Genomic DNA, 23687 nt, shown 5'->3' on the forward strand with positions numbered 1-23687 from the left:
GGCAGCCGGAGCAGCGGTTCTATTCGGCGACGGCGGAGTAGGCGACGACGCCCCGCCGGACGGTGGCGATGGCCTGCGTACAGAGCCGGCTGAGAGCAGGATCGAGGTGGCGGATCTTGGCCAGCTGATCGAGCAGGTCGATGACCTGCTTGGCCCACCGGACGAAGTCGCCGGCGGCCAGGTCCGTGCCTTCCAGCACGTCCTGCAGCCGGCGGCCGCGGGCCCATTTGTACATCGGCCAGACCAGCCCCAGTTCCGGCTCACCGGTCAGCGGGAGCTTCTGCGCGTCCTCCACGTCCTCCAGCCGGGACCACTCGCGGACCACAATGTCCACGGCAACCTCGAGCGAGACGCTGGGCATTTTCGGCCGCAGTCCGCGGTCCTCGCGCTTGGCCTGGTAGACCAGCACGGTGGCCAGCGCTGCGAGCTCGGCGGCGTCCAGGTCCGACATGGCCCCTTCGCGCAGCGCCTGGGAGATCAGCAGGTCCTTTTCGCCATAGATCCTGCGCAGCCGCTGGCCGTCGTCGCTGAGGGAGGTGATGCCCTCCGCGTTCTCAGTCACGTACCCGTAGCCTTCGAGCACGCCGCAGACCCGGTCGAAAGTCTTCGCGATGGTGTTGGTGCGGCCCTGGATCTGCCGGACCAATCCGTCCGTCTCCCGCCGGAGCCGCCACCAGCGCTCGGCCCAGCGTGCGTGGTTTTCACGGTCGCTGCATCCGTGGCAGGGGTGGGCGCGCAGCTTGCGCCTCAGCTCCGCGATTTTCTGCTCCTGCTCGGACGTGCCGGCCCCGGCAAACAAGTCCTGGCGGCCTTCGGTCCGGCGCGGCGGACGCCGGTCGTGCAGAGCGTTCCGCAGCGACGAGGCCAGATCCCGCCGGTCCTTGGGGGTTTTGGCGTTGAACTGCTTGGGAATCCTGATGCTTGTCAGCGGCGAGATCGGACCCTCGAGGTCGTGGACGCCCAGCCGGCGCAGCTGCTTCTCCAGCGTGAGGATCGTCGGACGCGGCTCATGCGAGATAGTGTCCACCGAAAGCACCACTGCGTAGCCGGGCGTCCGCCCGGCGGGGACGTCGACGACGTCGCCCGGCCGCAGCCGGGCGAGGGACTCCTCGGCCGCCGACCGCCGTACCCGCTGCCCCTGCCGCGAGGCCTTGGCTTCCAGGTCCGAGAGCTCGCGGCGAAGCCGGGAATACTCGTTGAAATCCCCCAGATGGCAGGTCATCGACTCGGCGTAGCCGGCCAGGGACTCCTCACGACTGCGCACCTGGCGCGCCAGGCCGACCACGGAGCGGTCCGCCTGGAACTGGGCAAAAGAGGATTCGAGGATCTGGCGTGCGCGTTCCCGGCCGAACTGCGCGATCAGGTTGATGCTCATGTTGTAAGTGGGCCGGAAGCTCGAGTTCAGCGGGTAGGTTCGGCGTGAGGCCAGCCCGGCGACCGAGGCCGGGTCGGTGCCCGGCTGCCAGAGCACCACGGCGTGGCCTTCGACGTCGATCCCGCGCCGCCCGGCGCGGCCCGTCAGCTGGGTGTACTCCCCTGCCGTGATGTTCACGTGCGCTTCGCCGTTGAACTTGTCCAGCTTCTCCAGGACGACCGAGCGGGCGGGCATGTTGACGCCCAGGGCAAGGGTCTCCGTGGCGAAGACCGCCTTCACCAGACCGTCGGCGAAGAGCTTCTCGACGACTTCCTTGAAAGTGGGGAGCATGCCGGCGTGGTGCGCGGCGAACCCGCGGATCAGGCCCTCCCGCCAGCTCCAGAACCCGAGCACTTCAAGGTCGTCGGAGGGGATGTCCTGGCTGGCCTCGTCGACCCGGGCCGCAATCAGCTGCTGCTCTTTCTCGGTGGTGAGCCAGAGACCGGAGGCGACGCACTGCCGGACCGCGCCGTCGCAGCCGTTGCGGGAGAAAATGAAGGTGATGGCGGGCAGCAGCCCTGCCCTGTCGAGGGCGGTGATGACCTGCGGCCGGCTCGCCGTCCTCGTCACGGACTGCGGAGCGCCCCCGGGCCGTCCGCGCTCAGGGCCGCGGCGGGTCCTGCCCCGGTGGCCGAAGCGGGCCCGGCTGTTCAGCTGCGCGTCTGCGCGGGCGAGTTCGACCAGTTCCGGGTTGACGACGAAGTCCCCTCGCGCGGCGTCCTCACCGGAGACCTCGTCAAAGGGGGTGTCGGTGGCGAACAGGTCCAGGATCTCCCGGCCGACCATGACGTGCTGCCACAGCGGTACCGGCCGGTGTTCGGTGACGATGACGTCCGTGTGCCCGCGCACGGTGTCCAGCCAGGCGCCGAACTCCTCCGCGTTGGACACGGTCGCGCTCAGCGAGACGAGCTGGACCTCGCTCGGAAGGTGGATGATGACCTCTTCCCAGACGGCGCCGCGGAACCGGTCCGCCAGGTAGTGCACTTCGTCCATCACCACGTAGCCGAGGTCGTCGAGGGTCTCGGACGCCGCGTACAGCATGTTGCGCAGCACCTCGGTGGTCATGACCACCACGGGTGCCTCACCGTTGATCGTGGTGTCGCCGGTGAGCAAACCGACGTTCTCAGCACCGTAAGTGGCAGCGAGCTCGCTGTATTTCTGGTTGCTCAGCGCCTTGATCGGGGTGGTGTAGAAAGCTTTGAGCCCGCGCTGCAAGGCGAGGTAGATCGCGAACTCGCCGACGATGGTCTTGCCGGCGCCGGTGGGAGCAGCAACGAGGACGCCGCGCCCGGCCTCGAGCGCTGCGCAGGCCTCATCCTGGAAATCGTCCAGCTCGAACTGGAGCGTCTTTTTGAAGGAGGCAAGGCGTGTGCGGGACGCTGCCGTTCTCAAGGCGGCGGCGGCGTAGCGCTCGGACGGCGAGGACATACCACCAGCCTAGCCGCACGGCGGTCAGAGGCTATCCAGATCCTCGCGGGAAGTGGCGACGTCGGCCGTGGCTTCGGTCTCAGCGGTGCGTTTTGCCTCCCGGCGCTCGCGTCGGCGGTCGTGCAGCAAGGAGATCCCGATCGCCGCGAAGTACAGCACGAGCAGCGGGGAGGCCAGCAGGAACATCGACAGCGCGTCCGCTCCGGGTGCGGCCATCGCGGCCACGACGAAGACGAGGAAGACGGTGATGCGCCACGCCTTGAGCATTTGCTTGCCGGTGAGTACACCGGCCATGTTCACCCCCACCAGGATCACGGGGACGAGGAAGGCGAAGCCCAGGGCCAGCAGCATGCGCATCACGAAGGTGATGTAGTCCGTGGCGGGCAGCACGCTGGCGGTTTCCGACGGCGCGAACTGGGTCAGCGCCCTCACGACGTTGGGCAGTACCAGCCAGCCGGTCCAGACGCCCACGAGGAACAGCGGGATCGCGGCCGCCATGTAGCCGAGCGTGTAGCGCCGCTCCTTGCTGGTGAGCCCCGGCGTGATGAACGCCCAGATCTGGTAGATCCAGACCGGGCTGCTGATCAGGGCGCCGATGAAGAGTGCGCCCTGGATCTTCAGGTCGAACGGTGAGGCGATGCTGTCGAAGTTGATGACGGCCGTGCGGTGCTGCTGGGCCGCGATTTCGAAGATCGGCCGCTGGATCTGCTCGAAGACGGTGTCGTAGAGCAGCCAGCCGCCCACTCCTCCGACGAGCAGGGCGAGGGCGGATTTGAAGAGCCTGTTCCTGAGTTCGCGCAGATGGTCCGCAAGGGCCATCCGTCCTTCGGGATTGGACTTGCGGCTCTTTGTGGCGCCCACGTCCTCAGACAGGTCGGTTGGTCGGCGGCTCTTCTGTGCCGCCGGTCTCGCGCGGGCTGGCCGGGTTGTTGACAATCCTGCCCTCAACGGGCTCCGAGGGCTCTTCGGCCTTCGGCTTGTCATCATCCTTCATCTGCTTCACTTCGGACTTGAAGATGCGCATCGACTGGCCGAGGCTGCGGGCCATGCCGGGAAGTTTCGGGGCTCCGAACAGGAGCAGCGCCACGATGATGATCACGATGATCGGCCACGGCGATTCAAATAGACGTCCCACAAAGAGTCCTTTCGTTCGAGTCAATCCTACGTTAGGTCAAGGTCCCTGAGTGACTGCGGCTGGCCGCGTTCTGCCTTGCGTCGCACCCGGCGCAGGCGCCGTTCGGTCTGGCGTGCCGCCTTGCCTTCTTCGTATGCCTGGCGTACCTGTTCGGGCTCCGAAAAGACGGCCGGCTGCGGCTGCGGACGCGGCTTCGTGGCCTCCGCTGCAGCTCCAGTAAAGCTCATACCGGATCCGAACCGCTCCCCTGCTTCCTGCAGGGAACGCATTGTTGCGGCGAAGTCCCGGAAGACTTTCCAGCCCAACAGGCCGATGTACACAGCGGAGAGCGCCAGCAGCGCTACCCAGATCACAATCCACGACCACCAAGGCATGCCTCCAGTCTAGCCGTGGAAGGTCAGTGTCCCTGGCCGCCGGCCCCAGGGTTGCCGCCCGCGTAAAGGGAGAGCGCCTGTGCGGCCCACTCCGCGGAGGCATCCGCCACCGCCCGCGGCTCCAGGACCCGAACGCCGCCGCCGGTGCGCGCCACGAACTGCGGCAGCCAGGACGTGGACCCGACCCGGAGGACGGCGACCGCGGTGCCGTCCTGCAGGACCGTCGACCGCACGGCCTCGTACTGACCGGCGACAAAAAGGAAGCGCCGGTCCAGCTGGACGGTGACCTCGACGTCGTCGGCGCCGGGCGTGAAAAGGCTCGCGGGGAAACTGCCACCGTCGGGTTTCCTGGCAATCTTGGCCCCGGCTGGCACAGCTTCCTTGATCCGGTCCAGCCGGAAGTTCCGCACGGCTTCGGCGCTGTGGCACCATGCCTCGAGGTACCAGGCGTCGTTGACCGAGAAGAGCCGCCACGGGTCGACAACCCGGTCGGTGATCTCGTCCCGGTGCGGCACCAGGTAGCGCAGCTGCAGCTGCTGCCCGTCGGCGGCAGCCCGGTGCAGGGTCTCAAGCAGCTCCGGGTCGGTCCCCGGACCGAGACCTGCCTGGACAGCGGACGCCGCCGTGCCCGCTTCCCCTGCAGCGAGGCTGATCTTCGCGGTGGCCGACTCCAGAGCAGTCCGGTCGGTGAGCCGCGGCACTCCGGCCAGAGCCTGGAGCCCGACCAGGAGCGCGCAGGCTTCGTCGACGCTGAACCGGACCGGTTCGGAAAGTTCATCGGCGTTGTCGAGGTAGATGTAGCCGTCGTCCCAGCGCGCGTCCATCAGCTGGTCCGGCATGTAGCCGGGAAGCCCGGACACGAAGACGAGCTCGAGGTCCTTCTCCAGCTGTGACCGGCTCACGCCGAATTCGCGGGCCACGTCGTCCACGCTCCTGCCGGGGTTGTGGACCAGATAGGGCACCAGGTCCAGCAGCCGGCGCAGCCGATCCTCCGGAGCAGGCCTTGGCCGCGCGGCCGGCTTCGACTCCTCGAACGAGTAGGCAGGCACCGGCCGCGCGGCCGCGTCGAGGACGCCCTGCAGCCGGCGCCGCACAGCGGCCGCCAGGTCGGCAGGTTCCAGGACCACGGCGTGCGGGCCGTGCGCGGCGAGTTCGTCCGCGAGCACCTCCGTGTCCGCGAAGTCCAGCTCCACTGCGTCCCAGCCGGCGGGCGCCGGGCCGGGAGCCGGGCGGGTGCTGTCGCGCAGAAGCTGGACCGTTCCGGGCTTCAGGAGCAGGCGCGCGGTAGCGGGTTCGGCCAGCGAATCGAGCTCGGCCAGCGAGGCCTTGAGGTCGAAGTCGGCAGGCGGCTCGAATGTTCTGCGTTGGTCGGTGCCCACGGCCGTCGTGATCCGGGAAAGCCGGAACATCCGCCGCGCGTGCCGGTCCAGGTCCAGCCCCACCAGGTACCACTGGCCGTACCGGCTGCCGAGCCCCCAGGGCTGCACGCGGCGCTGCTGCTCCTCGGTACTGCGTGCCGCAAGATAGCCGAAGGTCACCTCGCGGTGGCCGGTGACCGCCGCCAGCAGGGGTTCGAAGGCCGGTTCGCCGGGCCGGATGCGGGGTTCAACACCAAGCACGATGTCCGCTTCGGGGAGCACGCCCTTGGTTTCGAGTTTTCGCAGGGCCCGGGCGGCGGCGGAGCCGAGGGACGCCTGCTGCCAAAGCCTGCTTGCGAGCGAGAGGACGGCGGCCTCTTCGGGCGTGAAACGCAGCTCCGGCAGGCGGTAGGCCTCCTTCGGGATGCGGTACCGCGCGGTGGCCAGGTCATCTTCGAACAGACCGCCTTCCGTGACGGTCTCGACCGGAATGCCCATGGTGCGCAGATCGGTCTTGTCCCGCTCGAACATCCGCTCGAAGGCCTCCTGGCTGGGCGACTCCCGGTACCCGGGGATGTTCTCGCGGAGGAACTCGCGGCTGCGGCCCTGCCGGGTTTCCAGCAGGGCGATCAGCAGGTTGAGCAGGCGTTCGGTACGGGAGGCAGACACGGTCCTAACCTACCGAATCCTTTCCCGCGCAACGCAAAGGGCGCACCAGGCCCGGTTCTTCAAACCGGTCCGGCGCGCCCTTGCACGGCTGGACTCAGCCCAGGCTCAACCCACGCTTAGCGCACGCCCACGAGGTCGACGACGAAGATCAACGACTCGCCCGGAGCGATCGCCCCGCCGGCACCGCGGTCCCCGTACGCGAGGTCCGCGGGAATTTCCAGGCGGCGGCGGCCGCCGACCTTCATCCCGAGCAGGCCCTGGTCCCAGCCCTGGATGACCTGGCCGACGCCAACCCTGAAGTCCAGGGGGGCCCCGCGGCCCCAGGAGGAGTCGAATTCCTCGCCGGTGGAGAAGGCCACGCCCACGTAGTGGGTCGAGACGGTGTCGCCGGCCTTGGCCTCGGCACCGTCCCCGACGATCAGGTCCTCAATCACGAGCTCGGTGGGAGCGTCGTGGTCCGGGAAATCGATCTCGGGCTTGGTGCGGTCGTAGTCGCGCTTTCCGAAAGACATAATGTGCTCCTTTGGGGATTCGAAGTTACTTGACGCCGAGGATGTCGACGACGAAGACCAGGGTGCCCTTGGGCTTGCCGGACCCGCCGTTGCCGTAGGCGAGGTCCGCGGGGATGACGAGCAGCACGCGTGAACCAACGGTCTTGCCCGTCAGGCCCTGGGTCCAACCCTTGATCACGCCGTTGAGCGGGAAGGTTGCGGCCTGGCCGCGGTCGAAGCTGGAATCGAATTTCTTGCCGTCGGAGTACGTCACGCCGACGTAGTTGGCGACGATGGTGTCGCTGGCCTGGACCTGCGCACCCTTGCCCTTGATCAGGTCCTGGGCGACGAGCTTGTCCGGCGCAGCAGTCTTGGGCACGGTAATGGTCGGCACACCCTTGGCGTCCTCCGCCACGGTCGGCAGGCCGGCCGGCGGGGTCACCTTGTCACCTTCGGGCTTCGTCAGCGGCTTGACAGTGTCCTTCACGCTTTCGATCTGAAGCACCATCAGCTGGCTCGGGCCCGCAGGCGCGGCCGAGGGAGATGCCGACGGCGAGGGGGCGGTCGAGGAGGCCTGCCCGGGAACGGCGAAGGCGATCTGCGAGCCGACCTTCGCTCCGACGAGGGCGTTGTACACCATCGCATTGCCCTGCTTGAGGTCGTCGCCGACCTCAAGAGCCTCGCCCTTGGGCTGCTTGTAGTAGTCCTCCAGCACGGATCCGTCGTTGCCGTTGAAAATCACGTAGCGCAGCACGACGCTCTGGCCGGCCTTCACCCGCTCGCCATCGCCGTCCTTGACGAGCTTGATGGTCGGCTCCGAAACGCTCAGCGGCTTCTTGAAGTCCACCTTCGGGGCCTTGGTCTTGTCCTCCACGGTGACCTTCACGGAGTCGAGGGCTGCGACCTGGCCGGAGGACTGGCTGGTCGGCTCCGCAGTGGCGGAGCTGGCCGAGGAACTGTTGCCGGCGCTGCAACCGGTCAGGACCAGCAGCAGGCCGGAGAAAACAATGGCTATGAGTCGGCGCACTAGGTAACTTTCGTCGAGGACAGTAGCTGTTTGCGGCGGTCGGGCGCGCGCAAACCCCATCCAGCCTAGCGCGACTGGCTGGGAATTACCCCATGGAGTCGAGCAGCGCCTCGACCCTGTCGTCGACGCTGCGGAACGGGTCCTTGCACAAAATGGTCTGGTGGGCCCTGTCGTTGAGCTTCAGGTGAACCCAGTCCACGGTGTAGTCCCGGCCCATCTGCTGGGCACGCCGGACGAAATCCCCGCGCAGCTTGGCGCGCGTCGTCTGCGGAGGTGTATCCACCGCGTCCTTGATCTGCGTGTCCTCCACCACCCGCTTGGCTGCGCCTCGGGCCTCCAGCAGGTAGAACAGTCCTCGCTTGCGGGAGATGTCGTGGTACGTGAGGTCCAGCTGGGCGACGCGGGCCGAATCGAAAGCCAGATCGTGACGGGCAGCGTAACCGTCGATCAGTTTCTTCTTGATGGCCCAGTCAATCTCCGTGTCGATGCCGCTGTAATCTCCGGTCTCGATCGCGTCCAGGGTCCTCCCCCACAACTCGAGAATGCGCGGAACATGCCGGTTGTGGGCGCCGCTGCGGTCCACGAAGTCCGTGGCCTTGGCCAGGAACTCCCGCTGGATCTCGAGCGCGGAAAGCTGCCGCCCGGTGGCCAGGCGTACCAGCTGCCGGCCGGTCAGGTCATGGGAGATCTCCCGGATGCTGCGGATGGGGTTCTCCATCCGCAGGTCCCGCATGATCACGCCCTCCTCGATCATGCGCAGCAGCAGGTCCACGGTGCCGATCTTCATCATCGTCGTCGTCTCGGACATGTTCGAGTCCCCCACGATGACGTGCAGCCGGCGGTAGTACTCGGCGTCCGCGTGCGGTTCGTCGCGGGTGTTGATGATGGGCCGGGATCGGGTGGTGGCCGAGGACACGCCTTCCCAGATGTGGTCCGCCCGCTGGGAGAACGCGTAGGTGGCGCCCTGCGGCGTCTTGAGGACCTTGCCCGCGCCGGCAACCAGCTGCCGGGTGACGAGGAAGGGAATCAGGATCTCGGCCAGCCGCGAGAATTCACCCCGGCGCGGGATGAGGTAGTTCTCGTGGCTGCCGTAGGAGTTGCCGGCTGAGTCGGTGTTGTTCTTGAAGAGGTAGACGGTGCCGTTGAAGCCTTCGGTGTTCAGCCTCGTCTGGGCCTCGTCGACCAGGTCGTCGAGGATGAGCTCGCCCGCGCGGTCATGCGCGATCAACTGCGCCAGGTCGTCGCATTCGGCGGTGGCGTATTCGGGGTGCGAGCCCACGTCGAGATAGAGGCGGGAGCCGTTCGTCAGGAAGACATTCGAGGAGCGGCCCCAGCTGACCACTTTGCGGAAAAGGTAGCGCGCCACCTCTTCCGGCGAGAGCGGCCGCGAGTTCGGGCTGGAGTAGGCGATGCCGAATTCGGTTTCGATGCCAAAGATCCGCTTGTCCATCTCAGATCTCCTCTCCCCACAAGATGTCCGTGACCTCCGCGGCGGAGAGCCGCCGGAAGGCGCGCAGGGTTCCGCGCATGGTCTCGGAGTTGCGGTCCAGCACCGCGACCTCCAGCAGGGAAGCGTCCAAAAGGGCGGGCCGTGCCGCGTGCTCTTCGGACGGCTTCGCGGCCGGGTGGTTCACGGACAAGGCGTGCACCGCGGCCCGGATGGCAGAGCTGAAGCCGGCCTCCGCGGACCATCCGGCAGCCAGCGACGCCGACACCTGGTCCGCCTGGCCGCCCATCACGACATAACCCGGCTCGTCGGCAATCGAGCCGTCGAACGTCAGCCGGTAGAGATGATCGTCGGCCTGGCCGGTCCCTACTTCCGCGACCGCCAGTTCCACTTCGAAGGGCTTCTGTTCGGCGGTGAAGACCGCGCCCAGGCTCTGCGCGTACACGCTGGCCAGGCCCCGGGCCGTCACATCCTCCCGGTGGTAGGAGTAGCCGCGCACATCGGCGTAGCGCACGCCCGCCTGGCGCAGGCTCTCGAACTCGTTGTACTTGCCGACGGCGGCGAAGGCGATCTTGTCGTAGATCTCCCCGATCTTGTGAAGCGACGGCGAAGGATTCTCCGCGACCAGCGCGATGCCTTCGGAGCAGCTGACCACGATCACCGAGCGACCCCGCGCGATGCCCTTGCGCGCGAAGTCCGCCCGGTCCTTCATGACCTGTTCGGGCGAGACGTAGAACTGCTGAGTCATCTCAGGCCTCCCGTCCGGCCGCGGAGCGGGCTTCGACGACGCGCCCGGCCACGGCGGCGAGCTCGCGTTCGGGGATCCGCCGCGCCCCGCTGCGGGTGACGCTGAAGACGACGGGCCAGAGCTGGCGCACCATGTCCGGGCCGCCGGTGGCCGAGTCGTCATCGGCCGCGTCGTAGAGCGCCTCGACCGCCACCGACACCGCTTCGTCCTCGGTGAGGTTCGGCCGCCACAGTTTCTTCAGGGCGCCGCGCGCAAACATCGAGCCGGACCCGACGCTGTGGTGCTCCTGCTCCTCGTACCGGCCGCCGGTCACATCGTAGGAAAACAGGCGGCCGACGCCCAGCGTGGTGTCGAACCCGGCGAACAGCGGGACGACCGACATGCCCTGCAGCGCCAGCGGCAGGTTGCCCCGGATCATCGCGCCGAGCCGGTTGGCCTTTCCGTCCAGGCTCAGCAGGGTGCCTTCGATCTTTTCGTAGTGCTCCAGCTCGACCTGGAACAGTTTGGTGATGTCGATGGCGATGCCCGCCGACCCGGCGATCCCGAGCACGGAATAGCGGTCAGCAGCGAAGACCTTTTCAATATGGCGGCTGGCGATGAGGTTGCCCATGGTTGCGCGCCGGTCCCCCGCCATGAGGACGCCGCCGGCGAACTCGAGCGCCACGATGGTGGTCGCGTGGGGCACGTCCGGCACGGTGCCCGCGGGGAGGCTGCGGTGGTACGGAAGCAGGTCGGGCCGGGTGGCGGCCAGGTGTTCGGAGAAGGACGAGGACGCCGCGGCGGCGATCTGCTGGACTCTCGGTTCCTGCATCGAGGCTACTGGCCGCCCTTCTGGACGAAGCCGCGCACGAATTCTTCCGCATTGGTCTCGAGCACACCGTCGATCTCGTCCAGCAGGTCATCCACGCCCTCGGTGGCTTCGGAGGTCTGCGGGGCGGCCGGCGGCGGGGTGGCGACGTCGTCGTCGACCTCGACCTCGTCCGTGCGGGGGCTGACGTTCTTCTGTTCCTGAGCGGCCATCGTACTGCCCTTCCTACGCCTCGCGGGCCCTGCGGCCCTGTGGTGTCCTTATGTCAATCTTGCCACGCCGGACCCGGCCGGAGGCAGGTATCCGGACCTCAATCACCGTTGGCCGCCGAGCAGTTCCGCCAGGAAGCCTTCGGCGTCGTCATGCCGTTCGAAGAGGCCTCCCGTGAGGGCCCGCGTGCCGCGCAGCGGCTCGCGGGTCGGCACCCGCTGGAGGCGGCGGTTGCCCGGCAGGTCGAAGATGACCGAGTCCCAGCTCGCACCGACCACGAATTTCGAGTACCGCTGCACGCACTTGCCGCGGAAGTACGCGCGGGTGTCCGGCGGCGGCTCGACGGCGGCACGGGCGATTTGCTCATCGGTCGCGAGCCGTTCCATCCGGCCGCGGGCCAGCAGCCGCGAATAGAGGCTTTTCTCCGGGCGCACATCCGACCACTGGAGGTCGATGAGGCCAAGTCGGGCATCGTTCCAGTCCAGCCCGTCCCGTTGCCGGTATCCCTCCAGCAGGGACAGCTTCGCCACCCACTCCACCTGCGCGGCCGCGCCGGCCGGGTCCCGCCGCAGCTGGTCCAGCACCGACTCCCATTTGGCCAGCAGCGCCGCGGTGTGGCCGTCCCCGGAGGCCGGGTCCGCCACGCCGGTGCGCTGGGTCCGCCGCCGGGCCGCCTCAAGGTAGATCTCCTGGATGTCCAGGGCGGTGACCTGGCGGCCGTCGCGCAGCCGGACAGTATGGGTCAGCGAGGTGTCGTGGCTGACGGCCCGCAGCGACGCAACCGGATTCTCCACCTCTATGGCCGGCGCCTCGCCCGCCTCGACGAGGTCCAGCACGAGAGCCGTGGTGCCCATTTTGAGGTAATTGGACACCTGGCTAAGGTTCGCGTCCCCGATAATCACGTGCAGCCGCCGGTACTTGTCCGCGACGGCGTGCGGCTCGTCCCGCGTGTTGATGATCGGCCGGCGGATGGTGGTTTCCAGCCCCACTTCGGCTTCGAAGAAATCGGACCGCTGGGCTATTTGGTAGCCCGCCCCGCGCCCGTCCTGTCCAATGCCGACCCGGCCGGCGCCGCAGATCACCTGCCGGCTGACAAAGAACGGTGTCAGGCCGGAGACGATGTGCCCGAACGGCACATGCCGCGGCATCAGGTAGTTCTCATGCGAGCCGTAGGAAACGCTCTTGTTGTCCGTGTTGTTCTTGTACAGGTTGACGTCGGGCAGGCCCGGATTGGCGGCGATCTGGCGGACGGCGGCCAGCACCACGGCGTCGCCGGCGGCATCCCACACCATCGCGTCGAAAGGATTGGTTACTTCCGGGCTGGAGTACTCCGGGTGCGCGTGGTCCACATAGAGCCGTGCCCCGTTGCCAAGCACCATGTTCATCAGCATGGAGGACAACGGGTCCTCCCCGTCGGTCTCCAGCGGGCCGTCCGCCAGCGCCACGGCCTCCGCGTCCAGCACGGCGGGCTGGTCGGTCAGCTGCGAGGGGTGGGCGTCTTCCCGCGGCACGTCCCAGCCGCGGGCATCATGCAGGGGATCCTCGTCCGAATAGTCCCAGCGGGTCTCCGCTCCGCCGGCGGCGCGCTGGCGCGTGAGCGAGGCGTAGGCGTTGACGATCTGCGAGGAGAGCAGTGTCGCATTGCTCCCCGGGGCAGAGGGCGCGTGGATACCGTATTCGGTCTCCGTGCCCATCACACGGACAACGCTCACAGATACTGGCCCGGGTTCGGCGTGGTCTCGATCGATTTGCCGGGTTCCTGGCCTGTCTTGCTCTGCACGATGGTGCGGATGTAGGTGATCCGCTCCCCCTTCTTTCCGGAGATGCGGGCCCAGTCGTCGGGGTTGGTGGTGTTCGGCATGTCCTCGTGCTCGCGGAACTCGTCCACGACGGCCCGGAGCAGGTGGTCGATCCGCAGCCCCTTCTGCGACGTGGTCAGCAGGTCCTTGATCGCGTACTTCTTCGCCCTGTCCACCACGTTCTGGATGACGGCGCCGGAGTTGAAGTCCTTGAAGTACAGCATTTCGGTGTCACCGTTGGCGTAGGTGACTTCGAGGTATTCGTTGGCCTTCTCGGTCGCGTACATAGCCTCGACCGTGCGCCGGATCATCGCTTCCACTGTCTGTTGCGGATCCCCGCCGTGCTCCGCCAGGTCGTTGGCGTGCAGCGGCAGTTGCGTGGTGACGTACTTGGCGAAGATCTCGCCGGCGGCTTCGGCATCCGGGCGCTGGATCTTGATCTTGACGTCCAGGCGGCCGGGCCGCAGGATCGCCGGGTCGATCATGTCCTCACGGTTGGAGGCGCCGATGACGATCACATTGTCCAGCCGCTCGACGCCGTCGATCTCACTCAGCAGCTGCGGGACAATCGTGGTCTCGACGTCCGAAGAGACGCCGGTCCCGCGGGTGCGGAAGAGCGAGTCCATCTCGTCGAAGAACACCACGACCGGGCTGCCGTCCGAGGCCTTCTCACGGGCACGGGCGAAAATCAGCCTGATGTGCCGTTCTGTCTCGCCCACATACTTGTCCAGAAGTTCCGGTCCCTTGATGTTCAGGAAGTAGCTCTTCTGGTCGCGGCCGGCCCGCTCCACCGCGCGCGCGGCCAGTGCGTTGGCCACCGCCTTGGCGATCAGGGTCTTGCCGCAGCCCGGAGGGCCGTAGAGCAGGATTCCTTTGGGTGCTTTGAGCCCGTGTTCGCGGTAGAGGTCCGGGTGCAGGAACGGGAGCTCGACCGCGTCACGGATCTGCTCGATCTGCGGCCCGAGGCCGCCGATGTCCTCGTAGGAGATGTCCGGGACTTCCTCGAGGACGAGGTTCTCGACCTCGGAGCGGGGCACTTTCTCCAGTGCGTACCCCGTGCGGCTGTCGATGGAGAGCGCGTCCCCCACCCGCAGCTTCTGGCTCAGCAGCGCGCCGGAAAGCCGCACCACCCGTTCCTCGTCGGCGCGGCCGACTACCAGCGCGCGGTCCGCGCCGAGCATCTCCTTGAGCGTGACCAGTTCACCGGCCCGCTCGAAGCCCAGGGATGCCACCACGGTCAGCGATTCGTTGAGCAGGACCTCCTGGCCCGGCTGCAGCTGCTTGATGTTCACCAGCGGGCTCAGCCCGACGCGCATCTTGCGGCCGGCGTTGAAGATGTCCACCGACTCCTCGGTGGCGGCGATGCCGGAGGCGCCGGCGCTGCCTTGGCGCTTGGGGTTGACCTGCAGGACGGTGCCGAAGCTGAACGGAGCCTGGCCCTCCTGCTCGAGGGCACTCTTGAGTTTGAGGATTTCGGCCCGCGCGGTTTCCAGCATGCTAACCAGCCGCGCGTTGTTCTGCGTGGCTGCAGCGAGCTGCTTGTCGACGTAGCGGAGCTTGTCCCGCAGGACGTTGAGCTGGCGCTCGGCGATCAGCAGTTCGTTCGCCATGCCCGCGGCCTGGCCTGGCTCAGGACTAGCCGGAGCGGGGTGGTTCGGTTCCGATGTGCTGCCCACGTTGACGGCCCTCCTTCCGGCGGCAATATTGCCTCTATGAAGACACTATGCCTCTTCAACGTCCGGGCAAGGGACTTTGTTACCCCAAGTCCTTCGGCGCGGCGTCCGGCATGACCGGCGCCGCGTCCCGGGCGGCGCGGCGCAGTTTCTTGTCCGACACGGCCCGCTCTCCGACGGCCTGCGGGGTCCAGGCCGCGAGGTCTTCGTCGCTGAATTCGGTCTTCGAAGGCCGCCGTTTCGGCGTCAGGCCGGTGACGCCGTCGGCCAGCCTGCGCGTGGTCAGCAGGAAGCCGGTGTGCGCCACCATCCGGTGGTCCGGCCGGACTGCCAGGCCCTCGAGGTGCCAGCCGCGCACCATCGATTCCCACGCGTCCGGCTCGGTGAACCGGCCGTCGGCGCGGATGGCTTCAGCCGTGCGCGAGAGCTGGGTGACGGTGGCGACGTAGTTGATCAGGACGCCGCCCGGCGCGAGAGCCGTGGCCACCGCATCAAGGCATTCCCACGGGGCGAGCATGTCCAGGACCACCCGGTCGATGCTGCCCGGTTCCTCGGTCTGGCCGAGCTGTTCCTCAAGATCGCCCAGGGTGACTTTCCAGGCCGGGTGCGGACCGCCGAAGATCGTCTCGACGTTGCCCCGGGCGATGTCCGCGAATTCGGAGCGGCGCTCGAAGGAGTGCAGGTACCCGTTGTCCCCCACGGCGCGCAGGAGCGAGATGGACAGTGCGCCGGACCCCACGCCCGCTTCCACGACGCGGGCGCCGGGGAAGATGTCAGCCATCGTGATGATCTGTCCGGCGTCCTTGGGGTAGACCACGGCAGCGCCGCGGGGCATCGAAAGCACAAAGTCGCTGAGGAGCGGCCGCAGCGCCTGGTACCGCTGGCCCGTGGTGTTGGCGACCACGGATCCTTCCGGCTTGCCGATGAGTTCGTCGTGGTTCAGGAAGCCCTTGTGTGTGTGGAACGCGCCTCCGGCTGAGAGCGTGATCGTGTTCATCCGGCCGCGCTCGTCGGTGAGCTGGACGCGTTCGCCGGCCCGGAACGGTCCCCGGCGGACGGCGGCGCCGTGCGGTTCCTTGCCGGCGGGGGCTGATTCGGTGCCGGACGTGTTGCTGCTCATGCGGGAGTTCCTTCTGAGGAGGGAAAAAGGGGGCTGAAAGGGTTAGAGACCGGGCCGGGGGTCGGCTTTGCCGGTGATGGCCGCGACCACGGTGCCTTGGTGGAGCAGGCCCACCACCTGGCCGCTGGCGCTGATGACGGCGTACTCCTTGCCGGCGAGCTGCGCAAGATACTGCACCAGCTCCTGGCCGGCGGACCACTCGGGAACGTACGCCCCCGGCGCGAGGGCCCTGGCGACGGCGGTGGCCGGAGTGCCTGCCGCCGCAGCGTCCGGGACGCCGGCGAGGGCGCCGTCGTCGACCAGTGCCTCAGGGCGGCCGTCCGGGCCGCAGAGCACAATGGCAGCAGGGCTCGCCCTACGGGCTGCCGCGAGCTGGGCAACGCTGGAAGAGGCGGCCATGCCCAGCGCCGGGACCGCCAGCTTGCCGGCACTGACGGCCGGAAGGCGCAGCCGCATCCTGGCCCCGGCAATGCCCGCGCTCGCTCCCATCCAGAGGAAGGCGCAGACCATCACGGTGAGGATGACTGTTTGCAGGTTTGGCGCGTCGCCCTGCAGCAACGGGACACCGAGCGAAACGACCAGGAGCAGGATCACGATGATCCGGCCGGCCCAGCCGGCGGCGACTGTCCCCTTCTCCTGGCTGCCGGTGGCCTTCCAGACCGCCGACTCGACCAGCCGGCCGCCGTCCAGCGGGAGGCCGGGAAGAACGTTGAACACCGCGACCAGCAGGTTGGCCCACGTAAAGATGTTCGCCAGCAGGTCAGCGACCGTGCGCGGGTCCGTGATCCCTACGATCCCCCAGCCGATCGCTGCGAGCACGAAGTTGGCGGCAGGTCCGGCCAGCGCGACGATCACGGAGCGCCCCGGTGAGGCCTGGAAGTTCTCGAACTGCGTGTGGCCGCCCCACAGGTTCAGGACGATTTTCTGCGTGGGCCACCCGTAGATCCGTGCGCTCAGGGCGTGCGCCAGTTCGTGGATCAGCACGGAAAGAAGCAGCAGCACGGCGTAGGCCAGCGCCACGAGGTAGGCACCGAACCCGATCTGCGGGAACCGTGCGGCCACTTGGGGTCCGAACACCAGGACGGTGAACGCGGCGATCACGAACCACGAATAGGCCAGGACGATGGGGATACCGGCAATACGGCCCAGCGGGATGCCTTCGCGGGCGGGCGCCTCGGGCGCGGGTGTCCCGCTCATTCAGCCCAGTCCCCTGCGCGGGTACCTGCGGAGGAGAAGGCACTCCGGTCCCCCGCGGCCAGCAGGTTCCGCAAGTCAGCCACGGTCCGCCCGGAAAGGGTGTCCCAGTGCACCCGGCCGGCGTCCTCGGGCAGCGCAATGATGTGCGGGATGCCGACCGTCGTCAGCCCGGCAGCCTGCGCCGAGGTGGCCCCCGGGAGCGAATCCTCCAATGCCACGCAGCCGGCAGCGGTGATACCTTCCACCGTCTCGCCCAGCCGTTCCAGCGCGAGCAGGTACGGCTCGGGGTGGGGCTTGCCATTGGCGACCATGTCGCCGGTGACATGCAGCCGGAAATAAGGGTGCGGCAGGCGGGAGACGATTTCCGCGGCCAGCGGGCCCTCGCTCATCGTGACCAGGGCGCAGGGAACCTCAGCCTCGTACAGTCCGTGGAGCAGCTCCCGGGCCCCCGGGCGCCACGGAATATACCGGCGAACCTTGGAGATCACCTGGCCGATCAGCTCGTCGATGATTTGGCGCCGCTCCAGGCGCACCCCGGCGTCCTGGAGCAGCCCCGCGGAATAGACCAGGGACTGACCCACGAGCTGGCGTGCCTGTCCCTCGCTCCAGGAGCCGCCGTGACGCTCCACCAGATCGTATTCGGACTCGATCCAGTACGGCTCGGTGTCCACCAGAGTGCCATCCATGTCCCAGAGCACTGCCTGAAGCGACACGGGTCCGGGCGCGGACGAGGGCTGGCGGTTCGAGTGCATGCTCCAAGTCTAAGCGGAGCAGCTGGACAGGCGCTGACCGTCAGCTGTGCGCGAAGCGCCGCCGGAATACGGCCGGGCACCTGCACGGAGCCGCCGCACCGTCGTAGGGTGGACAGATGATGAGTTTCGATGAGGACGCGGCGGGCACAGCCCCCAGGCTGGTCCGTCCCGTCGCCGACGGTGAGCGGGTCACCGTCATGCTGGCCGCTTTCGAAGGCTGGAACGACGCCGGCGAGGCCGCCAGCGACGCCCTCAAGTACCTCAGCGCGGAGTGGGGCGGGAAAAAGGTCGCCTCCATCGATCCGGACGAGTATTACGATTTCCAGTTCACCCGGCCGACGGTGCGCAGCACCGCCTCGGGCAAACGCAAGATCAAGTGGCCGACGACGAAGCTGGCGAAAGCCTCCGTTCCCGGGACCGACCTCGACATCGTCTTCGTGCACGGGATCGAACCGTCCTATAAATGGCGCGCCTACACCGCCGAACTGCTGACCCAGGCCCAGAAGCTCAACGTCAATTACGTGATCCTGGTCGGGGCGCTGCTCGCGGACGTGCCGCACAGCCGTCCGATTCCCGTGACCGTGACCAGCGACGACGACGAACTGCGCGAACGGCTGAACCTTGAGGCGTCGCAGTACGAGGGCCCGGTGGGCATCGTGGGGGTGCTCGGGGAAGTGGCGCTGCTCGCCGGCCTGCCCACGATCTCGCTCTGGGCTGCCGTGCCGCACTACGTGGCCCAGTCCCCCTCGCCGAAGGCCGAGCTGGCGCTGCTGAACCGGATCGAGGAGCTTCTGCAGGTTCCCCTCGACTCGCACGAAATTGCCGAAGACGCCGCTGCCTGGGAGCGGGGCGTCGACGAGCTCGCGACCGAGGATCCCGAAATTGCGGCCTACGTCCGCCAACTGGAGGAAGCGAAGGACACCGCGGACCTTCCCGAGGCCAGCGGTGAGTCGATCGCCCGCGAATTCGAGCGCTACCTCAAGCGGCGCGGCAAGGAGTAAGCCCGCGGAGCGGCCTAGAGCTCGACGCCGAGCAGTGCGTTGACGGTGTCGCCCGCAAGGGCCGCGTCCGCTGCTGAGCCCTCCCCGCTGGCGGCGCAGGACTCCGCCCAGCTGTCCACTGCGGCAAGGGCGGCCGGCGCATCCAGATCGTTGGCCAATGCCGCGCGCACTTCCGCAAGCAGCGGAGCGGCCGAGGCTTCGGCCGCATTCCCCAAGGCATGGCGCCAGCGGGCCAGGCGGTCCTTGGCTGCCACGAGCACCTCGTCCGTCCAGAACCAATCACTGCGGTAGTGGTGGGCGAGGATGGCGAGCCGGACGGCCGCAGGCTCCTCCCCCGCGGCGCGCAGCTTGGAGACGAGCACGAGGTTGCCGCGGGACTTGCTCATCTTCTCCCCGTCCAGGCCCACCATGCCCGTGTGGGCGTAGCGGCGGGCCATCGGCACCCCGGACAGCGCGTAGGCATGTCCAGCGCCCATTTCGTGGTGCGGGAAGACGAGGTCGGAGCCGCCGCCCTGCACGGTGAACGGCGAGGGAAGGAAACGCCCGGAGATCACGGTGCATTCGATGTGCCAGCCCGGGCGTCCGGCGCCGAGGCGCCCGCCGTCCCAGCTGGGCTCGCTCTCGCGGGCTGCGCGCCAGAGCAACGGGTCCAACGCGTGGCGCTTGCCGGCACGGTCCGGGTCCCCGCCCCGCTCGGCGAACAGCGGAAGCATCTGCTCGGCCGTCAGGCCGGAGATCTGCCCCAGCCACCACGGTGCGGTATCGGACCAGGCCGACGGATCCGCGGCGGCAGCGACCACGTCGAAATAGACGTCGCCGGCCGGCTCCGATCCCAGCGCAGGGACGCGGTAGGCGAGCCCGCGGTCCACCAGTGACTCCACAGCGGGAACGATCCAGCCCACGGCTTCGACGGCACCGATGTAGTGGTCGGGCGCGAGGACGTTCAGCGCTTCCATGTCCGCGTGGAACAGTTCGGTCTGCTCCCGGGCGAGTTCCCGCCAGTCCACCCCGTTCTGCTCTGCGCGTTCGAGCAGCGGGTCGTCGACGTCGGTGACGTTCTGGACGTAGTGCACGGTCTTCTTGGCATCCCGCCAGGCGCGGTTGAGCAGGTCGAAGGCCACATAAGTGGCGGCGTGGCCCATGTGGGTCGCGTCGTAGGGGGTGATCCCGCAGACGTAGAGGCCGGCCTCCGCCTCGTCCGGCAACGGTTCAACCGCGCCTTGCGGCGTGTTGAACAACGAGATGGCCGGCATTTCACCGGGCAGTTCTGCGACAGGGCGGGATTTCCAAGTCTTCACGTTTTCAACCCTAGTGCTAGGCGCTGATCACTCCGAAACCGAGCAGCAGATACACCGCCGCGCCGAGCCCGATCCGGTACCACACAAAGGCCCGGTAGCTGCGGGTCGAGATGAACTTCAGGAACCAGCCGATGATCAGGTAGCCGATCCCGAAAGCGATCACGGTGGCCAGGGCCGTCTGCCCGAGGCTGAAGTGTTCCGCTGCGCCACCGGTGTGCTTGCCCACCACCTTGTACAGCTCGTAGAAACCGCTGCCGAAAACCGCAGGAATGGCCAGCAGGAACGAGTAGCGGGCGGCCGCCTCCCGGGTGTAGCCCATCAACAGGCCGGCCGTGATGGTGCCGCCGGACCGCGACACCCCGGGGATCAGCGCCAGCGACTGGGCGAGGCCGTAGTAGAGGCCGTGCTTGTACGTCAGCTGGTCCAAGGTGCGCACGTGGCGGGCGACGGCGTCGGCCACGGCGAGGATGACGCCGAACACGACCAGCGTGGTGGCGACGATCCAGAGGTTGCGCAGTGAGGACTCGATGGCGTCCTGGAAGAGCAGTCCGAGCACCACGATCGGGATGCTGCCCAGGATCACGAGCCAGCCCATCCGCGCGTCGGGGTCCTCGCGGGGCACCCGGCCGCGGAGGGAGCCGAACCAGGCGCGGATGATGCGTACGATGTCGCGCCAGAAGAACACCAGCACGGCGGCTTCGGTGCCCAACTGGATGATCGCGGTGAAGGCCGCCCCCGGGTCCGCCACGTCCGGCAGCAGTGCCCCGACGATGCGCAGATGCGCGCTGGAGGAGATTGGCAGGAACTCGGTCAGGCCCTGAATCAGGCCCAGGAAGGCAGCTTGGATCCATGTCACGTGTCCGACCCTACGGTACGGACCCACCCCGCGCACGTAAGCTTGAACTTATGGAGCAGAGGTACGTCGGGCGCAGCGGTTTGAAGGTGTCCAGCATCGGTCTCGGACTGATGAGCTGGGGCGCGGAAGTGGACGAGTCGGGCGCGCAGTCGCAGCTGCGCAGCTTCCTCGACGCCGGCGGCACCTTCCTGGATACCTCCGCCGGGTTCGCCGACGGCCGCAGCGAGGCCGTGCTGGGATCCCTCCTCGGGGACGTCGTGGCGCGCAGCGAGGTGGTCATCGCGTCCAAGGCCGGGACGGCGACCACAGCCGGCCGGCGCGAGGTGGACACGTCCCGCCGGGCCATGCTGCAGGCGCTTGACGGCACGCTTGCCCGCCTGGGCACGGACCACCTGGACCTTTGGTTCGCGCAGTCCTGGGACCGGAACGTCCCGCTGGAGGAGACACTGAGTGCCCTTGACCACGCCGTGGCCACCGGTCGTGTCCGCTACGCCGGCGTCTCCGGCTTCAACGGCTGGCAGACCGCCAAGGCGGCGGCGCTTTCGGGCGCCGGGCTCACAGCGTGCCAGCACGAGTACTCGCTGGTCCAGCGCGCGGCAGAGCGGGACGTGATGCCGGCCGCGGAAGACGCCGGGCTGGGCATGGTGTGCTGGGCCCCGCTGGGGCGCGGGGTGCTCACGGGCAAGTACCGCGGTCATGTGCCGGCGGACTCGCGGGCAGCCGGCGACGAGCTCGCCGCGTACGTCCAGCCCTATCTCGCAGGCCGGCCTGCACGCATCGTCGAGGCGGTGGCCACGGCCGCCAACGGGCTGGACCGGGAGCCGCTCGACGTCGCGCTGTCCTGGGTGCTGGGCCAGCCCCTCGTGGCGTCAGCCGTTGTCGGCGCGCGCACGGAGGTCCAGCTCAAGCAGATCCTTTCGGCCAAGCTGACCGACCTTCCGGCGCAGATCGCAGCGGTCCTCGACGAGGTCTCGGCGCTTCCCGCCTGACGGGGCCCCGGACCGGCGGACCCTACTGGCTGATCGGCTCGAGGTCCTCGTCGTCCTCGTCCTCTTCGCCGCCGTCCTCGTCCTCGTCGTCATCCTCTTCGTAGATGACCAGCGGTGTGACTTCGCTGTACGTGTCATAGAGCGCTTCTTCGTACACCTCGAAGGCGTCGGCGATTGCCAAATAGGCCGATTCCACCGCCGGATCGTCGTCGCCCCGGCGCGCCGAGGAAGCGGCCAGGTGCTCCTCCAGAGCGGCCGTCAGGGACTGAAGGGCGACGCGCGGATCAATGCTCATGGGATAGACGTTAGCAGGCCCCTTTTGCCCCGGGTAGGTCCCCGCAACCGCTGCTGCGGGCCCCGGGGCCGGCATCCTCCGGCACGTCCCGCAGGGGCGCGCCGGTAGAATCACTGGAGCAGGATCGCCGCCACGGGTTTATCTTGGTCATCATCGGGAGCGGCCCGCTGCCCGCGGACTGCGCCCACTCACCGTGACATGGAGGACTTTTGAAGGAACAGTTTCTGAAGGGATCCGTGAGCCGGGAGCGTGACTACGCCCGGCAGTACGAATACCTGGTGGTGACGCTCGGACGCGAAGACTCCTTGCCGGACGCCCGCAGGCTGCTCACTGAACACGCCGAGTACGGAAAATGGGAGCTCGAACGAAGCAGGCTCTACCTCGGCGGCGGCCGCAAGTTCTGGCTGCGCCGCAAAGTGATGCGGATCGAGCGGACGGCTTAGTCCTCCAGCGGCCCCAGCCACGCGCTCGCTACAGTGCCGTGCGCCGATTCATCATCCGAGGGATGGAACATCCCTGCCAGGACATCCCGGTAAAGCCGTTCGAGCTCGCCGCCCCGGAAGTAGCTTGAGCCGCCGGAAACACGGATGGCCAGGTCGACCACCGACCGGGCGGTTTCCGTGGCCCGGACCTTGAGCCCGGCGAGCCGGGCGAACCAGAACTGACCATGGTCCGCGCGGTCCTCGACGTCGGCCGCCAGCCCGGCGATCTGCGGATACAGCCCGTCCATCAGCATCGCCGCCTCGGCAACCTTCCAGCGGATGTCCGGGTCCTGGGCGTAGCTCTTGCCGCTCTTCATTGACCGCCGACGCTGCGCGTTCGCAACCGCAAGCTGCACCGCCCGCTGCCCGATACCCGCGTACACAGCCGAGAGCAGCACCTCGAAGGTGGAGAAAATCGAGAAGATCAGCAGATCCGGGTTGGGACCGGGCGGAAGGATCCGGAACACGCGCTCGGGCGGAGCGAAAACGCCGTCGAGTACCGTGCTGTTGGACTGGCTGGCTCTCATGCCCAGGGTGTTCCAGTCGTCAGCTACGGCGATGCCCTCCGCCGTGCGGTCCAGGAATGCCCAGACCAGCCGGGCTTCCTCGCCGCTGTCGTCCCTGCCGAAGACGCCGAGCCTGGTCCAGGCCGGTGAGAGGCTGGTGAAGACCTTCGTCCCGCTGAACGCGTAGCCGCCACCGGGCCGGGGCACCGCCGTCGTGCGGGCATCGAACAGCACCAGGTCGTTCCCGCCTTCGGAGACACCGAAGGCGAAGAGCTCCCCCTCCGCCGTCTCCCGCAGCACGTAGCCCAGCGAGTCGTCGCCGCGCGCTGCCATGGCGTGTGCCACCCCGTTCCAGACCAGGTGCATGTTCACGGCCAGGGCCGTCGCCGGTGCGGCTGTCGCGAGCCGCTGCTGCGCCCGTGCCGCCTCGGGCAGCCCGAACCCGGGTCCGCCCTGCTCCGAAGGGACGAACATCTTCAGGTAGCCGGCGGCGGCAAGCTCCTCCAGGTCCTCGGAGAAGAACTCGTTGCGTTCGTCGTAGCCGCCAGCGCGTGCACGCAGGCGTTCGAGCAGCGCATCGGGCAGGAGGTCCTCTACGGTGGTCACGCCG

Annotated in this window: 23 protein-coding genes; 3 read left to right on the forward strand and 20 right to left on the reverse strand. The window is 68.0% G+C overall.

Annotated features, from left to right (window positions below; all coding sequences use genetic code 11):
• Window positions 1–19: 19 nt before the first annotated feature.
• The 16 genes from KIH31_RS04055 to KIH31_RS04130 form a co-directional block, all read right to left on the reverse strand.
• Entirely contained in the window at window positions 20–2842 is a 2823-nt protein-coding gene (locus tag KIH31_RS04055; RefSeq protein WP_214425812.1) for an RNA helicase, read from the reverse strand.
• A gap of 24 nt (window positions 2843–2866) precedes the next feature.
• Window positions 2867–3661: a twin-arginine translocase subunit TatC gene (gene tatC / locus KIH31_RS04060; protein ID WP_214426223.1), complete on the reverse strand. Its 795-nt coding sequence runs from the start codon at window positions 3659–3661 to the stop codon at window positions 2867–2869.
• 46 nt (window positions 3662–3707) lie between these two features.
• On the reverse strand, window positions 3708–3977 hold the full coding sequence (gene tatA, locus KIH31_RS04065) for a Sec-independent protein translocase subunit TatA (protein WP_214425813.1): 270 nt from the start codon (window positions 3975–3977) through the stop codon (window positions 3708–3710).
• 26 nt (window positions 3978–4003) lie between these two features.
• Window positions 4004–4351, reverse strand: coding sequence for a hypothetical protein (locus KIH31_RS04070; RefSeq protein ID WP_214425814.1), 348 nt, complete (start codon window positions 4349–4351; stop codon window positions 4004–4006).
• Between the two features lie 23 nt (window positions 4352–4374).
• Window positions 4375–6378, reverse strand: a complete 2004-nt coding sequence (locus KIH31_RS04075; protein WP_214425815.1) for a YafY family protein — start codon at window positions 6376–6378, stop codon at window positions 4375–4377.
• 116 nt (window positions 6379–6494) lie between these two features.
• The gene (locus KIH31_RS04080; RefSeq protein ID WP_214425816.1) at window positions 6495–6890 is read right to left on the reverse strand and encodes an FKBP-type peptidyl-prolyl cis-trans isomerase; all 396 of its coding nucleotides are present in this window, start codon (window positions 6888–6890) and stop codon (window positions 6495–6497) included.
• Between the two features lie 25 nt (window positions 6891–6915).
• Window positions 6916–7896 (reverse strand): FKBP-type peptidyl-prolyl cis-trans isomerase, encoded by a 981-nt coding sequence (locus tag KIH31_RS04085; protein ID WP_214425817.1) that lies wholly within the window; start codon window positions 7894–7896, stop codon window positions 6916–6918.
• Between the two features lie 85 nt (window positions 7897–7981).
• The gene (gene pafA / locus KIH31_RS04090) at window positions 7982–9346 is read right to left on the reverse strand and encodes a Pup--protein ligase (RefSeq protein WP_214425818.1); all 1365 of its coding nucleotides are present in this window, start codon (window positions 9344–9346) and stop codon (window positions 7982–7984) included.
• A 1-nt stretch (window position 9347) separates the two neighbouring features.
• Window positions 9348–10091, reverse strand: a complete 744-nt coding sequence (gene prcA / locus KIH31_RS04095) for a proteasome subunit alpha (RefSeq protein WP_214425819.1) — start codon at window positions 10089–10091, stop codon at window positions 9348–9350.
• Between the two features lies 1 nt (window position 10092).
• Window positions 10093–10902 carry a proteasome subunit beta gene (prcB, locus tag KIH31_RS04100; protein ID WP_214425820.1) on the reverse strand — a complete coding sequence of 270 codons (810 nt, stop codon included), beginning with the start codon at window positions 10900–10902 and terminating at the stop codon, window positions 10093–10095.
• 5 nt (window positions 10903–10907) lie between these two features.
• Window positions 10908–11111: a ubiquitin-like protein Pup gene (locus tag KIH31_RS04105; RefSeq protein WP_214425821.1), complete on the reverse strand. Its 204-nt coding sequence runs from the start codon at window positions 11109–11111 to the stop codon at window positions 10908–10910.
• Window positions 11112–11213: 102 nt separating this feature from the next.
• A complete protein-coding gene (gene dop, locus KIH31_RS04110) occupies window positions 11214–12803 on the reverse strand; it encodes a depupylase/deamidase Dop (protein ID WP_214426224.1) in 1590 nt (529 codons plus the stop codon).
• Window positions 12804–12817: 14 nt separating this feature from the next.
• Window positions 12818–14518: a proteasome ATPase gene (arc, locus tag KIH31_RS04115; RefSeq protein WP_214426225.1), complete on the reverse strand. Its 1701-nt coding sequence runs from the start codon at window positions 14516–14518 to the stop codon at window positions 12818–12820.
• Window positions 14519–14663: 145 nt separating this feature from the next.
• Window positions 14664–15701, reverse strand: coding sequence for a tRNA (adenine-N1)-methyltransferase (locus KIH31_RS04120; RefSeq protein ID WP_214425822.1), 1038 nt, complete (start codon window positions 15699–15701; stop codon window positions 14664–14666).
• A 42-nt stretch (window positions 15702–15743) separates the two neighbouring features.
• Entirely contained in the window at window positions 15744–16898 is a 1155-nt protein-coding gene (locus KIH31_RS04125) for a site-2 protease family protein (protein WP_214425823.1), read from the reverse strand.
• Window positions 16895–17650: an HAD family phosphatase gene (locus KIH31_RS04130; protein ID WP_214425824.1), complete on the reverse strand. Its 756-nt coding sequence runs from the start codon at window positions 17648–17650 to the stop codon at window positions 16895–16897. Before KIH31_RS04130 ends, KIH31_RS04125 begins: the two co-directional genes overlap by 4 nt.
• 116 nt (window positions 17651–17766) lie before the next feature.
• Here KIH31_RS04130 and KIH31_RS04135 point away from each other — a divergent pair, with 116 nt between their 5' ends.
• Window positions 17767–18651: a PAC2 family protein gene (locus KIH31_RS04135; RefSeq protein ID WP_214425825.1), complete on the forward strand. Its 885-nt coding sequence runs from the start codon at window positions 17767–17769 to the stop codon at window positions 18649–18651.
• Between the two features lie 14 nt (window positions 18652–18665).
• On the opposite strand, the gene mshC is transcribed toward KIH31_RS04135, so the two are convergent.
• A complete protein-coding gene (gene mshC, locus KIH31_RS04140) occupies window positions 18666–19949 on the reverse strand; it encodes a cysteine--1-D-myo-inosityl 2-amino-2-deoxy-alpha-D-glucopyranoside ligase (RefSeq protein ID WP_214425826.1) in 1284 nt (427 codons plus the stop codon).
• 16 nt (window positions 19950–19965) lie between these two features.
• Entirely contained in the window at window positions 19966–20805 is an 840-nt protein-coding gene (locus KIH31_RS04145; RefSeq protein ID WP_214425827.1) for an undecaprenyl-diphosphate phosphatase, read from the reverse strand.
• A 50-nt stretch (window positions 20806–20855) separates the two neighbouring features.
• Between KIH31_RS04145 and KIH31_RS04150 the strand changes: the two genes are divergently transcribed.
• Window positions 20856–21794: an aldo/keto reductase gene (locus KIH31_RS04150; RefSeq protein WP_214425828.1), complete on the forward strand. Its 939-nt coding sequence runs from the start codon at window positions 20856–20858 to the stop codon at window positions 21792–21794.
• Between the two features lie 22 nt (window positions 21795–21816).
• Here KIH31_RS04150 and KIH31_RS04155 read toward each other — a convergent pair whose 3' ends face one another.
• Window positions 21817–22089 carry a hypothetical protein gene (locus KIH31_RS04155; protein ID WP_214425829.1) on the reverse strand — a complete coding sequence of 91 codons (273 nt, stop codon included), beginning with the start codon at window positions 22087–22089 and terminating at the stop codon, window positions 21817–21819.
• Between the two features lie 209 nt (window positions 22090–22298).
• On the opposite strand from KIH31_RS04155, the gene KIH31_RS04160 reads away from it, so the two are divergent.
• The gene (locus tag KIH31_RS04160; protein WP_214425830.1) at window positions 22299–22532 is read left to right on the forward strand and encodes a DUF5703 family protein; all 234 of its coding nucleotides are present in this window, start codon (window positions 22299–22301) and stop codon (window positions 22530–22532) included.
• On the opposite strand, the gene KIH31_RS04165 is transcribed toward KIH31_RS04160, so the two are convergent.
• Entirely contained in the window at window positions 22529–23683 is a 1155-nt protein-coding gene (locus tag KIH31_RS04165; protein WP_214425831.1) for an acyl-CoA dehydrogenase family protein, read from the reverse strand. The two genes, KIH31_RS04160 and KIH31_RS04165, sit on opposite strands and share 4 nt — an antisense overlap.
• Window positions 23684–23687 lie beyond the last annotated feature (4 nt).

Origin of the sequence: Paenarthrobacter sp. DKR-5 (assembly GCF_018531425.1) — a bacterium.
Classification (GTDB): domain Bacteria; phylum Actinomycetota; class Actinomycetes; order Actinomycetales; family Micrococcaceae; genus DKR-5.

Excerpts from the sequence above, each read along its gene's own strand:
- dop (WP_214426224.1), bottom strand. The coding sequence starts at position 12,803 with ATGGGCACGGAGACCGAATACGGTATCCACGCGCCCTCTGCCCCGGGG.
- KIH31_RS04135 (WP_214425825.1), top strand. The coding sequence starts at position 17,767 with ATGATGAGTTTCGATGAGGACGCGGCGGGCACAGCCCCCAGGCTGGTC.
- KIH31_RS04125 (WP_214425823.1), bottom strand. The coding sequence starts at position 16,898 with ATGAGCGGGACACCCGCGCCCGAGGCGCCCGCCCGCGAAGGCATCCCG.
- pafA (WP_214425818.1), bottom strand. The coding sequence starts at position 9,346 with ATGGACAAGCGGATCTTTGGCATCGAAACCGAATTCGGCATCGCCTAC.
- KIH31_RS04120 (WP_214425822.1), bottom strand. The coding sequence starts at position 15,701 with ATGAGCAGCAACACGTCCGGCACCGAATCAGCCCCCGCCGGCAAGGAA.
- KIH31_RS04055 (WP_214425812.1), bottom strand. The coding sequence starts at position 2,842 with ATGTCCTCGCCGTCCGAGCGCTACGCCGCCGCCGCCTTGAGAACGGCA.
- KIH31_RS04155 (WP_214425829.1), bottom strand. The coding sequence starts at position 22,089 with ATGAGCATTGATCCGCGCGTCGCCCTTCAGTCCCTGACGGCCGCTCTG.
- KIH31_RS04070 (WP_214425814.1), bottom strand. The coding sequence starts at position 4,351 with ATGCCTTGGTGGTCGTGGATTGTGATCTGGGTAGCGCTGCTGGCGCTC.
- prcB (WP_214425820.1), bottom strand. The coding sequence starts at position 10,902 with ATGCAGGAACCGAGAGTCCAGCAGATCGCCGCCGCGGCGTCCTCGTCC.
- KIH31_RS04080 (WP_214425816.1), bottom strand. The coding sequence starts at position 6,890 with ATGTCTTTCGGAAAGCGCGACTACGACCGCACCAAGCCCGAGATCGAT.
- KIH31_RS04150 (WP_214425828.1), top strand. The coding sequence starts at position 20,856 with ATGGAGCAGAGGTACGTCGGGCGCAGCGGTTTGAAGGTGTCCAGCATC.
- tatC (WP_214426223.1), bottom strand. The coding sequence starts at position 3,661 with ATGGCCCTTGCGGACCATCTGCGCGAACTCAGGAACAGGCTCTTCAAA.
- prcA (WP_214425819.1), bottom strand. The coding sequence starts at position 10,091 with ATGACTCAGCAGTTCTACGTCTCGCCCGAACAGGTCATGAAGGACCGG.
- KIH31_RS04105 (WP_214425821.1), bottom strand. The coding sequence starts at position 11,111 with ATGGCCGCTCAGGAACAGAAGAACGTCAGCCCCCGCACGGACGAGGTC.
- KIH31_RS04130 (WP_214425824.1), bottom strand. The coding sequence starts at position 17,650 with ATGCACTCGAACCGCCAGCCCTCGTCCGCGCCCGGACCCGTGTCGCTT.
- arc (WP_214426225.1), bottom strand. The coding sequence starts at position 14,518 with ATGGCGAACGAACTGCTGATCGCCGAGCGCCAGCTCAACGTCCTGCGG.